This is a genomic window from Kribbella sp. NPDC104740 (genome assembly GCF_055583505.1).
On sequence record NZ_JBVJNV010000003.1, the window covers coordinates 518,705 to 531,058 of the forward strand.

The 12,354-nt window shown below is 71.6% G+C and carries 12 protein-coding genes; 7 read left to right on the forward strand and 5 right to left on the reverse strand.

Features of this window, described 5'->3' with window-relative positions; all coding sequences use genetic code 11:
• Positions 1–97: 97 nt before the first annotated feature.
• From ACZ6Z4_RS18550 to ACZ6Z4_RS18565, 4 genes are all read left to right on the forward strand, one after another.
• Positions 98–1,327: an ROK family transcriptional regulator gene (locus ACZ6Z4_RS18550; protein ID WP_363671764.1), complete on the forward strand. Its 1,230-nt coding sequence runs from the start codon at positions 98–100 to the stop codon at positions 1,325–1,327.
• A 20-nt stretch (positions 1,328–1,347) separates the two neighbouring features.
• Positions 1,348–1,833 carry a TspO/MBR family protein gene (locus ACZ6Z4_RS18555; protein WP_465565342.1) on the forward strand — a complete coding sequence of 162 codons (486 nt, stop codon included), beginning with the start codon at positions 1,348–1,350 and terminating at the stop codon, positions 1,831–1,833.
• A gap of 30 nt (positions 1,834–1,863) precedes the next feature.
• Positions 1,864–5,199, forward strand: coding sequence for a bifunctional lysylphosphatidylglycerol synthetase/lysine--tRNA ligase LysX (lysX, locus tag ACZ6Z4_RS18560; RefSeq protein ID WP_465565347.1), 3,336 nt, complete (start codon positions 1,864–1,866; stop codon positions 5,197–5,199).
• A 68-nt stretch (positions 5,200–5,267) separates the two neighbouring features.
• Positions 5,268–6,200: a hypothetical protein gene (locus tag ACZ6Z4_RS18565; protein ID WP_465565350.1), complete on the forward strand. Its 933-nt coding sequence runs from the start codon at positions 5,268–5,270 to the stop codon at positions 6,198–6,200.
• Positions 6,201–6,361: 161 nt separating this feature from the next.
• Here ACZ6Z4_RS18565 and ACZ6Z4_RS18570 read toward each other — a convergent pair whose 3' ends face one another.
• Complete coding sequence (locus ACZ6Z4_RS18570) at positions 6,362–6,796, reverse strand: type II toxin-antitoxin system VapC family toxin (RefSeq protein WP_465565353.1); 435 nt, start codon at positions 6,794–6,796, stop codon at positions 6,362–6,364.
• Positions 6,793–7,032 (reverse strand): ribbon-helix-helix domain-containing protein, encoded by a 240-nt coding sequence (locus ACZ6Z4_RS18575; protein WP_460649072.1) that lies wholly within the window; start codon positions 7,030–7,032, stop codon positions 6,793–6,795. Before ACZ6Z4_RS18575 ends, ACZ6Z4_RS18570 begins: the two co-directional genes overlap by 4 nt.
• Before the next feature lie 66 nt (positions 7,033–7,098).
• On the opposite strand from ACZ6Z4_RS18575, the gene ACZ6Z4_RS18580 reads away from it, so the two are divergent.
• Positions 7,099–7,956, forward strand: a complete 858-nt coding sequence (locus tag ACZ6Z4_RS18580) for an alpha/beta fold hydrolase (RefSeq protein WP_465565358.1) — start codon at positions 7,099–7,101, stop codon at positions 7,954–7,956.
• Here the strand turns inward: ACZ6Z4_RS18580 and ACZ6Z4_RS18585 are convergent.
• The gene (locus ACZ6Z4_RS18585) at positions 7,919–8,764 is read right to left on the reverse strand and encodes a helix-turn-helix transcriptional regulator (RefSeq protein ID WP_465565361.1); all 846 of its coding nucleotides are present in this window, start codon (positions 8,762–8,764) and stop codon (positions 7,919–7,921) included. The genes ACZ6Z4_RS18580 and ACZ6Z4_RS18585 overlap by 38 nt on opposite strands.
• 102 nt (positions 8,765–8,866) lie before the next feature.
• On the opposite strand from ACZ6Z4_RS18585, the gene ACZ6Z4_RS18590 reads away from it, so the two are divergent.
• Positions 8,867–9,595: an SDR family NAD(P)-dependent oxidoreductase gene (locus tag ACZ6Z4_RS18590; RefSeq protein WP_465565364.1), complete on the forward strand. Its 729-nt coding sequence runs from the start codon at positions 8,867–8,869 to the stop codon at positions 9,593–9,595.
• A 33-nt stretch (positions 9,596–9,628) separates the two neighbouring features.
• Here ACZ6Z4_RS18590 and ACZ6Z4_RS18595 read toward each other — a convergent pair whose 3' ends face one another.
• The gene (locus ACZ6Z4_RS18595) at positions 9,629–10,225 is read right to left on the reverse strand and encodes a hypothetical protein (RefSeq protein ID WP_465565367.1); all 597 of its coding nucleotides are present in this window, start codon (positions 10,223–10,225) and stop codon (positions 9,629–9,631) included.
• Positions 10,226–10,322: 97 nt separating this feature from the next.
• Here ACZ6Z4_RS18595 and ACZ6Z4_RS18600 point away from each other — a divergent pair, with 97 nt between their 5' ends.
• Complete coding sequence (locus ACZ6Z4_RS18600) at positions 10,323–11,009, forward strand: alpha/beta fold hydrolase (protein ID WP_465565370.1); 687 nt, start codon at positions 10,323–10,325, stop codon at positions 11,007–11,009.
• Here the strand turns inward: ACZ6Z4_RS18600 and ACZ6Z4_RS18605 are convergent.
• Complete coding sequence (locus ACZ6Z4_RS18605; RefSeq protein ID WP_465565373.1) at positions 10,971–12,344, reverse strand: L-serine ammonia-lyase; 1,374 nt, start codon at positions 12,342–12,344, stop codon at positions 10,971–10,973. The two genes, ACZ6Z4_RS18600 and ACZ6Z4_RS18605, sit on opposite strands and share 39 nt — an antisense overlap.
• Positions 12,345–12,354: the final 10 nt, after the last annotated feature.

Here is a 12,354-nt window from a genome sequence, read left to right on the forward strand (position 1 = left end):
CCACGCCGGGGACGAGCGGCGCGCGGCATTCCGCTGGATAATTTATGAACGCTCGCTTTCTATATAGGATGGGCGAGTGGCAGGCAAGGGGTCGGACATGAGCAAGGGAACGGTCGGCGGCGGCGGTACGACGATGCTGCGGCGGATCAACGTCGCTGCGGTGCTGGACGCTGTCCGGCGCTCGGCGCCCGCACCGCTGCGGGTGGCAGAGCTGGTCGAGCGGACCGGGCTGGCCAGGCCCACGGTCGCGCAGGCCGTGGACGAACTGCTCGACGCGGGCTGGCTGCAGCAGCACGGGCCGGACTCGGCGGACCGGTCGCTGGGGCGGCCGGCGATCCGGGTGTCGTTGCGTGGGCGGGCGGCGCCGGTGCTCGGGCTCGACGTCGGGCCGCACCGGGTCACCGTGGGCGTCTCCGACCTGGCCGGCCGCAAGCTCTCCCTCGTACGCCGGTCCGGCCCGGGCTGGACGGCTCAGGAGCTGCTCGGGGTCATCAGCGAGGTGATCACCGAGGCGCTGGCCGAGGCGGAGGTGCCCGCCGAGGACGTCGCGGCGGCGGTCGCGGCGAGCCCGGGCATCGTGGACGAGCACACCGGGCGGGTCCAGCTGGTCCCGTCGGTGCCGGGCTGGTCCTCGATCGACCTGGTCAAGCACGTGCGCTCCCTGCTCGACTGCCCGGTCATGCTCGACAACGACGCGAACCTGGCAGCTCTGGCGATCGCCGCGGCCCGGGGCGGTACCGGCACGCTGCTGGCCGTGCAGTGGGGTGAGCGGCTCGGTGCCGGCATCGTGATCGACGGGCGGCTGCACCGGGGTACGGGTGCGGCCGGTGAGATCGGGTTCATCGCCACCGCTCCCGACGACGTGATCAACCCGGAGGACAGCCGCGGACCGCTGGAGCGGGCTGTGGGCTCCGAGGCGATCGCCGCGCTGGGCCGGCAGGCCGTGCTCGACAACCCGGAGTCCCGGCTGGCCGAGCTCGGCCGCGACCAGCTCGACACGGCTGACGTGTTCGCCGCGGCCGCTGAGCGCGACCCGGTGGCGCAGGCCGTCGTGCAGCAGGTCGCCCGCGACTTCGCTCGGGCGCTGGCGCCCGCCGTACTGGTGCTGGACCCCACTGCCGTGGTCATCGGCGGAGGTGTCGCCCGGGCCGGTGCGGTCCTGCTGGACGCGATCTCCGACCAGCTGCGGCTGCTGACGCTCAACCACCCGAAGCTGGAGCTGTCCGCGCTGGCTGAGGACGCGGTGGTCACTGGTGCCATGCGGATGGCGCTGGACGAGGTGTGGCAGCGCAAGCTCCCGACACCGGCGCTGACCACCACCGCATAGCCACGGGCACTGGTCCAGGTATGAGCACCTGGACCGAGCACCGCCCAGTCCGCAGCGCGGCCGCACTGGCCATCAACATCGCAGCAGTAGCCGCCGCTGCGCTGATCGGCGCCCTGGGCGTCCAGGGCACCACCGAGCAGTACGCCGAGCTGCAGCAACCCGCCTGGGCCCCGCCGAGCTGGCTGTTCGGACCGGTCTGGACCGTGCTCTACCTGACGATCGCCGTCAGCGGCTGGCTGGTCTGGCGCAAGACCGGCTGGTCCCGAGAGCTCATCCCGTACGCCGTACAGCTGGTCCTCAACGCGATCTGGACCCCACTCTTCTTCGGCGCGAACGCCGCCGGCCTCGCGCTGATCGAGATCGTGCTGCTCTGGGCGGCGATCGCCTGGACCGTGATCACCTTCCGCAAGGTCAGCCGGCCCGCCACCCTGATGCTTCTCCCTTACTGGGCCTGGACGACGTTCGCCGCCGCGCTCAACGCGTCGATCTGGTGGCTCAACCGCTGATCGGGGAGCTCGCAGTGGGATGATCACTGCGTGTCAGGGCAGCAGGCCGTACCGAAGTGGCAGCAACGGGCGGCGGTATGGGTCGGCCGGGTCGTCGTCACGGCGGCCGTCTGGTCGTTCGTCGCGGTGCCGCTGCACCTGATCGCCCCCGAGGTGGTCAGGCACGTCGAGGGTGTCATCGACTTCGCCGGGATCCCGGCCGGGCACACGTTCCTGTCCGCGGTCTACCTGGCGGTCGTCGGCAGTGCGCTGCTGCGCGGCAAGCGGGCCGCGCTGCTCTGGGTGCTGTGGGTCTTCGAGGGCCTGACGCTGCTCACCTCGATCGCCGCGCTCGGCTTCATCAGCGTGCAGATCGCGAACCCGAACGACCCGGACCTGATCGCCGAGTTCGGGCGGGCGTCGTACGAGGACCTGGAGCTCGGGATCGCCCGGGTGGTGGTCCCGATCCTGATGATCGTGCTGCTGTGGAAGATCCGGGACAGCTTCCCGGCCCGGCTCGCGCCCGGTAGCCGGCGGCTCGCGATCGGCGTGATGGTGTCGGGGCTGCTGATCTCGATCGCGGTCAGCGTCACGCTCACCCAGGTCTTCCCGCGCACTCTGCAGGGGCAGCGGGAGAAGATCGGCTGGGCGGTGTTCTCCGCGTTCGGGCAGAGCCGCGCGCGGATGGGCTCCGGGCACGAGGGCCACGCCTGGGTCGCGCTGACCGTCGGCTTCCTGTCCGCCGCGACGCTGGTGATCGCGTTCTGGATCTTCCTCCGCTCGGTTCGCCGGGTCCGCTACCTGAGCCAGCCCGAGGAGCTCGAGGTCCGCCGCCTCCTGCTCCAGTACGGCGAACGCGACAGCCTCGGCTACTTCGCGACCCGGCGCGACAAGGCCGTCGTCTTCTCCCCCGACCGCGACGCCGCGATCGCGTACCGGGTGGTGAACGGCGTCAGCCTGGCCAGCGGCGACCCGCTCGGCGACCCGGCGGCCTGGCCGGCCGCGATCCGGACCTGGCTGACCGAGACCCGCACGTACGGCTGGTCGCCGGCCGTCCTGTCGGCGAGCGAGGAGGCGGCGCACGCGTACGTCGACGCCGGGCTGCGCGCGCTGGCGATGGGCGACGAGGCGATCATCGACGTCGCCGACTTCACTCTCGAGGGCCGGACGATGCGACCGGTCCGGCAGGCCGTCACCCGCGCGCAGCGCGCCGGGTACCACGCGCAGGTCGTGCGGCACGGCGACCTGCCCGACGCCGACCTCGCCCAGTACGTCGAACTGGCGGAGAAGTGGCGCGGGGCCAGGACCGAGCGCGGCTTCTCGATGGCGCTCGGCCGGCTCGGCGACACCGCCGACGCGCGCTGCGTGATGGTGGTCGCGCGGGACGCCGAGGGCGTCGTACGGGGGTTGCTGTCGTTCGCGCCGTGGGGTGTGCGGGGGGTGTCGCTCGACCTGATGCGGCGCGATCCGGAGTCGGTCAACGGGCTGATGGAGTTCATGGTCGCCTCGCTGGTCGACGCCTGCGGCGACCTCGGCGTACACCGGATCTCGCTGAACTTCGCGATGTTCCGGGAGATCTTCAGCGACGCCGAGCGGGTCGGCGCGGGCCCGGTACTGCGGCTGACCAACGCGCTGCTGACCGCGGCGTCGCGCTTCTGGCAGCTGGAGAGTCTCTACCAGTCCAACGAGAAGTACCTGCCGCGCTGGTCGCCGCGCTTGATCTGCTACTCGCGCGGCGCCTCGCTCGCCTCGGTCCTGCTCGCGGCCGGGACCGCCGAGGGCTTCCTGCCCGCGCCGCGGCCGTGGACCCGGGTCGACGCCAGCACCAGCACGGACCGGCACGCGATCGCGGTCGGTGACAGCGGCGAGTTCGCCGACACCGTCAGGGACCTGGAGAACGAACTGCTCCGGCCCGCGCTGCCGGACCGTAAGCTCACCGAGCAGGAACGCGTACGACGCAACAAACTCGCCGAGATGGTTGCCGCAGGCATCGACCCGTACCCGGTCACGGTCCCCCGGACCGAAACCCTGGAACGCATCCGCGCGCTGCACCAGAACCTGCCGCCCGACCACCGCACCGGTCACCACGTCTCGGTCACCGGCCGCGTCGTCCGGCTGCGCAATCACGGCGGCCTGGCCTTCGCCGAACTGCAGGACGGGCTGACCCAGCTGCAGGTGATGCTCACCGGCAGCCCGAAGAACTGGAACCGCTGGGTCGACATCGGCGACCACGTCAGCGTCACCGGCGAGGTCGTGACGAGTCGCCGCGGCGAGCTGTCGGTCGCGGCGACCGAGTGGACGATGGCGGCCAAGTGCCTGCACCCGTTGCCGGACAAGCGCAAGGGGTTCACCGATCCGGAGGCGCGGGTCCGGCAGCGGCACCTCGACCTGGTGATGAATCCGGAGTCGCTGCGGATGCTGCAGTACCGGAGTACCGCCGTACGGGCGTTGCGGCAGGGGTTCGAGGCGCGCGGCTTCACCGAGGTCGAGACGCCGATGCTGCAAGCCGTGCACGGCGGCGCGAACGCGCGGCCGTTCGTCACCCACATCAACGCCTACGACACCGAGCTGTTCCTGCGGATCGCGCCCGAACTGTTCCTGAAGCGGCTCGGCGTCGGCGGCCTCGGCAAGATCTTCGAGCTGAACCGCAACTTCCGCAACGAGGGCGCGGACGCGACGCACAACCCGGAGTTCACGTCGGTCGAGGCCTACCAGCCGTACGCCGACTACCACGTGATGCGCGAGCTGACCCGCGAGTTGGTGCTGGAGGCGGCGACCGCGGTGTTCGGCAAGCCGGTCGTGCAGCGCGACGGTGAGGAGCTCGACATCTCGGGCGACTGGCCGGTCGTCACCGTGCACGACGCCGTCAGCCGGGCGACGGGCGTCGAGCTCGACTCCTCGACACCGGTCACGCACCTGCGCGCGATCTGCGCGAAGCACGGCGTCAAGGCGGGCTTCGAGCTGTCGGCGGGCGAGCTGATCCTCGAGCTGTACGACGAGTTGGTCGAGCCGCGCACGATGCTGCCGACCTTCTACACCGACTTCCCGCTCGAGACCTCGCCGCTGACCCGCGTGCACCGCACCGACCCGCGGCTGGCCGAGCGCTGGGACCTGGTGGCGTTCGGCGCCGAGATCGGTACGGCGTACTCGGAACTGGTGGACCCGGTCGAGCAGCGCCGCCGGCTGACCGAGCAGTCGCTGAAGGCCGCCGCGGGCGACCCCGAGGCGATGTCGCTCGACGAGGACTTCCTGGCCGCGCTGGAGTACGCGCTGCCGCCGACCGGCGGGCTCGGGCTGGGCGTCGACCGGATCGTGATGATGCTGACCGGGCAGAACATCCGGGCCACGCTGGCCTTCCCGTTCGTGCGTCCCGCGCCGCGGAGCTGATGCACGACGACCCGTGCGCCCCCTACGCTTGAGTCTCGAGGGGTTCTAGGGGCCTGGGGGCGGGACAGATGAACAAGCTGGTCTCTGTGGTGCTCGGGGTGGCACTGATCGGTACGGCGGCAGCCTGCGGTGACACCGCGGCGCCCGACGCCGAGCCGTCGCCGGTGGCGACGAGCAGTACGACGACGGCTGCGCCTGCTCCGCCGCCGAAACCGGCCGGGCCGCTGACGGGCGCGCAGTACCAGGCTCAGCTCACCAAGCTCGACCAGCAGCTCGCCACCGACGTCCGCGGGCTGACCGGTGCGAAGAGCGCTGACAATCTTGCCGACGCGATGGACACGCTCGCCGAGTCGCTGAACGCGACCGCCGCCGAGCTGGCGCTGCTCAAGGTCCAGCCGAACATCGCGGCCGCGCACAAGACGCTGCAGACCCGGCTCCGCGCCGCCGCCGCGTCGCTGACCGGGCCGCAGTCCGACGACGTCGACACGAACGCCAAGTGCGGCGGCGTCGTCTACACCTCGCAGACCGTGCAACGGAAACTGACCGCCGACCTGACCGGCGCGATCGCACCGCTCGGCCGCTTCGGCCTGAAGTTCGGCACCACGCTGCCCGACGTCGGCCCGGCGCCGACCGGTCAGCGCCCGTCGAACGGCGACGTCCTGGTCCGCTCCGGCGCCCGCGGCTCCGGCCGTCTCCAGGTCACCAACGGCACCGCCGAGGACGTCGCGGTCTCGATCGTCACCGACGGCAAACCGCCGACCGCGCCGCACCTGATGGTCTACGTCCAGGCCCGCAAGACCGCCACCATCAACCGGATCGGCGGCAAGTACCACGTCTACTTCAAGAGCGGCACCGACTGGAACCCACAGCGCCGCCAGTTCAGCGCCGGCTGCTCGTTCTCCAAGTTCGACGACGGCTTCGGCCGCAACGAGGGCTGGAAGATCGACCTCCAGCCCACCGCCCTCGGCAACGCCTCGACCAGCGACGTGGACGCGTTCTGAGGGCGTGTCTCCCGATTCCCGCCGTAGCGAGCAGGTGCTCGGTGCGGTAGCTCGGAGTGCTGGAGTGAAGGCCTCGATGTTTTTCCATCGTGGCCTTTGCTCCAGTGCTCCGAGGTGCCGTGCCGAGTGCCGCGCAGTAGGCGGGAATTGGGAGACACGCCCTACAGGTCGTCAGGCAGCAGGCGGAAGGCGGCGTGCGGAGTGAGCGGACGGATGGCGCGGAAGTCGCGCCGGTCCAGCGTCAGCAGACAGTCGGTCCGGTACTCCGCCGTGAGCGCGACCGCCACCGCGTCCGCCAGGTCCAGATCGAGAGCTTCGTACCGGCGCATGATCGACGTCGCGACGTCCAGCACCTCCGTGCCGATCTCGGGGACCTGGAAGCGCATCCTGCGCACCTGGTCCATCAGCAGCCCGAGGATCGTGGTCCGGGCTGCCGGGCCGAGCCGGGCTCGCGCCAGGTGGTCCACTTCGGCGAGCACGAGCGGCGACAGGATCACCGTCCCCGCCTCCTGCAGGACCTTGCGACAGTCGCTGCTCTCGGGAGCGTTGCGGTCGAACGCCGCGATGATGCCGGAGGTGTCGGCGACAACGATCACCGGTCGTCGGTACGCCGTACGACCGCGGAGCGGACCTCGTCCTTGTCGGCCGCCCAGCCGGGCCCGTCGAAGGTCGGCCAGTCGAGCGGCTCGTCCCAGACCCGGTTCGCCATCGCGGCCAGGTGGATCCCTTCCCGGATGATCTCGGCCTCGGGCACGCCACGACGCTCAGCGGCCTGCTTGATCAGGGCGAGATCTTCGGGGTCCGCGTACACGTTGGTCCGCTTCATCGACATGTACCAACGCTAACACACGTACAGGCTTGGCCAGCTATGTGACATCGGTCGTGTCACGATGGAGGTATGAACGCAACGGCGAGCCTCACGGTGGACGGGTTCGAGGGTGTGCAGGTCGCGTACGACCGGCAGGGGTCGGGGCCGCCGCTTCTGTTGCTGCACGGGATCGGGCACCATCGGCAGGCCTGGGCGCCGGTCGTGGAGCGGCTGGCGGGGAAGCGGGACGTGGTGGCGATCGACTTTCCGGGGTTCGGGGAGTCGCCTGATGTGCCGGCGGGGCTGCCGGACGAGCTGGACACGTTCGCGGCGGTGCTGGAAGCGTTCTGCCGGGAGCTGGGGATCGAGCGGCCGCACGTCGCGGGGAACTCGATGGGCGGGATGGTCGCGCTGCGGCTCGGGCAGCTCGGGCTCGTGCGGTCGGTGACCGCCCTCTCGCCCGCGGGGTTCTGGACGCCGCGGCAGCGGACCTGGGCTCTCAACGTGCTGACCGGCATGCGCCGGGTCACCCAGCGCACCCCCGAGCCGACCCTCCGCCGGATGGCCCGTACGCCGGCCGGCCGCCGCGTGATGACCGGGATGATCTACCACCACCCCGCGCAACGCACCCCCGAGGCCGTGTACGCCGAGAGCCTGGCGCTCCGCGACGGCCCGGCGTTCGACCGGGTCGCCGCCTACGCGCGCCGCGGCACGGTGTTCGAGGGCGACGTCCCCGGCGTACCGGTCACGATCGCGTGGGGAACCCACGACCGGATCCTCCCGCGCAGCCAGGTGATCCGCGCCCACCACCAGATCCCGCAGGCCCGGATCGTCTCGCTGGCCGGCTGCGGCCACGTCCCGATGAACGACGCCCCGGGCCTGGTCGCGCACATCTTGCTGCAGGGCAGCGCTAGAGCGACTGCAGCCCCAGGACCGACAGGAGCCTGAGTTTCTCCGCGGCCTCCGAGTTCGGCGGAGCCGTGTAGACGACGATCCGCAGGTCGCTGCCCGGGACCGTGAGGACGTCGCAGTCGAGCAGGATCGGGCCGAGCTCAGGATGCTCGACCGTCTTGTGGTCGGTGCCGTGGAAACCGATCTGGTGGTCGTCCCACGCGGTCGCGAACTCGGCGCTGAGCGCGCGCAGGTCGGCGACCATGGCGTGCAGCTCGGTGTCCTTGGGGTAGCGGGTGACGGCCGCGCGCAGATCGGTGACCAGCGCGATCTTGAACCGCTCGGCCTGCTCGGGGGTCTGGCGAACCCGGCCGTACCCCGCCAAGGAGTCGGGGTCGCCGGCGAAGCGCCGCCAGATCAGGTTGCGCTGCCGGCCGCGCAGCGCGGACGGGTCGCCGAGCATCGCGGCCCACAGCGAGTTCCAGCTGATGATCGTCCAGGACGCGTCGGACACACTCAGCGGCGCACCCTCGAGCTGGTCGACCAGCCGCTGCACACCGGGCGGGATGTACGCCGAGATCCGCCCGGGCGCGGGCGGCGCCTGACCGGCCAGGACGAACAGGTGGTCGCGCTCGGCGTCACCGAGCCGCAGTGCGCGGGCCAGCGCGGTCAGGACCTGCGGCGACGGCGCCGACGACCGGCCCTGCTCCAGCCGTACGACGTAGTCGACCGACAGCCCGGCGAGCATCGCGAGCTCCTCGCGCCGCAGCCCGGGCGCCCGCCGTACGCCGTTCGCGGGCAGGCCGGCCTCGGCCGGGCTGACCCGGTCGCGCCACGCGTGCAGGGTCTTGCCGAACTCGGACACCTGTCCAGTATCGCGCTGTCGCCGGAGTACAGCCTGGTACTGCCGTTCCCCAGGCTGTCGCGGGTACTGCCTGTCCGGCGCGGTCCCGGCCAGGGTCGAGACATGACCATCACACTGATCACCGGGGCGAACAAGAGCCTCGGCTACCAGGCCGCCCGCGAACTCGTTGCCCTCGGCCACCTCGTGTACGTCGGGGCGCGCGACCCCGGGAAGGGGCGCCGGGCTGCTGAGGAGCTGGGCGCGCGGACCGTCCAGCTCGACGTGACCGACCCGGCGTCGATCCGCGCCGCGGCCGGGCAGATCGAGGCCGAGGAGGGGCGGCTCGACGTCCTGGTGAACAACGCGGGCATCCCCGGGCACCTGAACAGCGCCGGGATCCCGGGGCATCCGTCGACCGCCCGGGAGGTGACGGCGGAGACGCTCCGGACGGTCTTCGAGACGAACGTGTTCGGCGCCGCGCAGGTGCTGCACGAGTTCCTGCCGCTGCTCGGTGCGAGCGATAACCCGGTGGTCGTGAACGTGAGCAGCGGGCTCGGGTCGATCACCGGAGTCCCGTTCGAGGGCGAGTCGCCGGTCGAGTCGTGGATCCCGGCACCGGGCTACGCGGCGTCGAAGGCGGCGCTGAACATGCTGACCGCGCAGTTCGCCTACCTGCTGCCGGAGCTGCGGATCAACACGGTCGACCCCGGCTACACCGCGACCGACTTCAACGGGCACCGCGGGACGCAGACCGTCGAGGAGGGCGCGGCGATCATCGTCCGGGCGGCGACGGTCGGGAAGGACGGGCCGACCGGCAAGTACCTGAGCGCACAGGGCCCGGTCGCCTGGTAGCCGAGCGCCGGTCTGGGGGCGGCGAGCGGCGAGCTACGGGACCAGTTCGTCCAGCCAGCCGAACAGCCGGTCGGCGAGGTTCGGGTCCGGCTCGGGATCTCCGTCCGGCGGGTCGGACGGCGTCTCGGTCGGCGTCGGCGACGGCGACGGCGTGTCCGACGGCGTACCGGAGGTCGGCTCGACCGTCGGCGTCGGGGTCGGTACGACCGGTGGCCGCGCGGTGATCGTCGGCAGCGGCCGCCGATTCGGGTCCTCGGCCGGGACCGTCGTCGGCGCGCCCGGGGTCGGGCGGCCGGCGTGGGTGCCGCTCGGGTCCTCGCGCTGGACGTCGCCGCGGCCGACGCCCCACGGCTCGGTGGAGGGCGCGAGCGTAGGCGTGACGACCGGGCTGCGCGGGTCGCCGTCGACGTACGGGTAGCGCTGGTCGGCCGGGTCCACGGCCGGGAGGCCTGCGACCGGGTTGACCGCGTCGGGGTCCCCGCCACCGGGCAGCGGTAGCAGGCCGGCGACGGCCAGGGCGGCGTACAGGCCGATGGGCAGGGCGATGCAGGCGGCGGTACGGCGGGCCCTCTTGCTCCTCAGCGGGGTCCGGCGCGGTGCTGCCTGTTCTTCCTCGGAGAACAGACTCACAGTTCCGGCACAGTAGCGGGTGTTCACACGTTTCAAACAGGTCTTGGAACGATCTTCACCCTTTTTGTCATCTGTCCGGCAGGGAAGACTGCCCGGCATGACAATCCTGCTGCTGCACGGCCTCGGCGCGACCCGCCGGGTCTGGGACGGCTGGCCGACCACTTCCGCCCACTCCCCCGACCTCCCCGGCCACGGCACCGCCGGCCCGCTCGACAGCTACAGCTTCGAGTCGATCACCGCCGCCGTCGCCCAGAACCTGCCCGACCTCAGCACCGTGATCGGCCACTCGCTGGGCGGTGTGATCGCCCTCGAGCTGGCCAGCGGCCGGTACGGCGTCCGCGTGGACCGCGTGATCGCCCTCGGCGTCAAGGTCACCTGGTCGGACGAGGACCTGGCCCGGACCGCGGCACTCGCCGCCAAGCCGGTCACCTGGTTCGACACCCGCGACGCCGCCGCCGAGCGCTACCTGAAGATCTCCGGTCTCCAGGGCCTGGTCGACCCCGCGAGCGACGCCGTCGACCACGGGCTGCGCGAGCAGGACGGCCGCTGGCGGCTCGCGCTCGATCCCCGCGCGTTCGGCGTCGGCGCCCCGAACATGGCCCGCCTGCTCCGCGACGCGCAGGCGGACGTCGTACTGGCTCGGGGTGAGCTGGACCCGATGAACACCGACGCCGAGCTGTCAGCGCTGCACGACCAGGTCGTCACGCTGCCCAGCGCCGGTCACAACGCCCACGTGGGGAACCCGTCAGCACTCGATCACGTTGACGGCCAGGCCGCCTCGTGACGTCTCCTTGTACTTGATCTTCATGTCGGCGCCGGTCTCGCGCATCGTCTTGATCACCTTGTCCAGCGTGACCACGTGCACCCCGTCCCCGTGCATCGCCATCCGGGCCGCGTTGATCGCCTTCACCGAGGCCATCGCGTTCCGCTCGATGCACGGGATCTGGACCAGCCCGCCGACCGGGTCGCAGGTCAGGCCGAGGTTGTGCTCCATCGCGATCTCGGCCGCGTTCTCGACCTGCTCCGGCGTACCGCCGAGCACCTCGCACAACCCGGCGGCGGCCATCGAGCAGGCCGACCCGACCTCGCCCTGGCAGCCGACCTCGGCGCCGGAGATCGACGCGTTCTCCTTGTAGAGCACGCCGATCGCGCCGGCGGCGAGCAGGAACCGGACGGCGCCGTCGTCGGACGAGCCCGGGACGAACCGCCGGTAGTAGTGCAGGACAGCGGGAATGATGCCCGCGGCACCGTTCGTCGGCGCGGTGACGATCCGGCCGCCGGAGGCGTTCTGCTCGTTCACCGCGAGCGCGAACAGGTTCACCCAGTCCATCACCTTGAGCGGGTCGACCGACCACTTGTCGCTGCTCAGCTTCTGGTGCAGCGCGTGCGCGCGGCGCGGGACCTTGAGGCCGCCGGGCAGCACGCCCTCGGTCTCGCAGCCCTCGTCGACGCAGTCCTGCATCACCTGCCAGATGTGCAGCAGGCCGGATCGGATCTCCGGCTCGGTGCGCCAGGCCAGCTCGTTGTGCAGCATCACCTCGCTGATCGCGAGACCGGACTCGCGGCACCGGTCGAGCAGCTCGGCGCCGGTCAGGAACGGGTACTTCAGCGGCGTCCGGTCCGGCACGATCCGGTCGCCGGCGGCCGCGTCCTCGTCGACGACGAACCCGCCGCCGACCGAGTAGTAGGTGCGTTCCCGCAGTACGGCGCCGTCGGCCGAGCGCGCGACGAAGGTCATCCCGTTCGGGTGGTAGGGCAGCGCCTTGCGGCGGTGCATCACCAGCTGGGTGTTCTCGTCGAACGCGATCTCCTGCCGGCCGGCCAGCCGGATCCGCCCGGCCGCGCGGATCCCCGCGACCCGGTCCTCGACCGAGCCGGTGTCGACGGTCTCGGGGTCCTCGCCCTCGAGACCGAGCAGGACCGCCTTGTTGCTGCCGTGCCCGTGCCCGGTCGCGCCGAGCGAGCCGAACAGCTGCGACTCGACGGCCGTGGTCCGGTCGAGCAGCCCGTCGGCCTCGAGGCCGAGGGCGAAGGTGCGGGCGGCGCGCATCGGTCCCACGGTGTGGGAGCTCGACGGGCCGATCCCGATACTGAACAGGTCGAAAACGCTGATCGCCATCTGGAGGTTC

Coding starts and splice junctions, on each gene's coding strand:
- ACZ6Z4_RS18550 (WP_363671764.1), top strand. CDS start 98: ATGAGCAAGGGAACGGTCGGCGGCGGCGGTACGACGATGCTGCGGCGG.
- ACZ6Z4_RS18555 (WP_465565342.1), top strand. CDS start 1,348: ATGAGCACCTGGACCGAGCACCGCCCAGTCCGCAGCGCGGCCGCACTG.
- ACZ6Z4_RS18565 (WP_465565350.1), top strand. CDS start 5,268: ATGAACAAGCTGGTCTCTGTGGTGCTCGGGGTGGCACTGATCGGTACG.
- ACZ6Z4_RS18575 (WP_460649072.1), bottom strand. CDS start 7,032: ATGTCGATGAAGCGGACCAACGTGTACGCGGACCCCGAAGATCTCGCC.
- ACZ6Z4_RS18580 (WP_465565358.1), top strand. CDS start 7,099: ATGAACGCAACGGCGAGCCTCACGGTGGACGGGTTCGAGGGTGTGCAG.
- ACZ6Z4_RS18590 (WP_465565364.1), top strand. CDS start 8,867: ATGACCATCACACTGATCACCGGGGCGAACAAGAGCCTCGGCTACCAG.
- ACZ6Z4_RS18600 (WP_465565370.1), top strand. CDS start 10,323: ATGACAATCCTGCTGCTGCACGGCCTCGGCGCGACCCGCCGGGTCTGG.
- ACZ6Z4_RS18605 (WP_465565373.1), bottom strand. CDS start 12,344: ATGGCGATCAGCGTTTTCGACCTGTTCAGTATCGGGATCGGCCCGTCG.